Origin of the sequence: Bartonella vinsonii subsp. vinsonii (assembly GCF_902825235.1) — a bacterium.
Lineage (GTDB): Bacteria > Pseudomonadota > Alphaproteobacteria > Rhizobiales > Rhizobiaceae > Bartonella > Bartonella vinsonii.
In genome coordinates, this window is sequence record NZ_CADEAJ010000085.1 from 1 (window position 1) to 341 (window position 341).

Annotated in this window: 1 protein-coding gene; it reads right to left on the bottom strand. The window is 47.2% G+C overall.

Annotation, left to right across the window (positions count from 1 at the left end; genetic code table 11):
• On the bottom strand, positions 1–341 hold a 341-nt coding region (locus tag J7R12_RS08755), incomplete at both ends, for a hypothetical protein (protein ID WP_208439086.1).

Below are 341 nucleotides of genomic sequence, written 5' to 3' on the forward strand. Positions count from 1 at the left end.
CCCTCAATATTGGCCTTGCCATAGGCTAAAACTTGTCCAAAATGAACAGGGGCATTTGTGTTTAGTTGTGCATGGATTGCTACATTTTGGTGAGACAATATCGATTGGGAAACAAAAAGCCCATCATGCGAAACCAGGGTCACATCTCCTGCCCCATAAATGTTTGCGGCGTTAATTCTCCCTCCCACACTTTGAAGATCAACATCTCCTTGGACACCAAGAACAACAACACCAGCAGCACCCGTTGCTGCCATATCAACCCCACCAGCTAAAAGACCAGCTTGGATATCACCACCAGCATGTGCCTTAAGGTTTCCTTCAGCTAACACGACCCCCTCAAG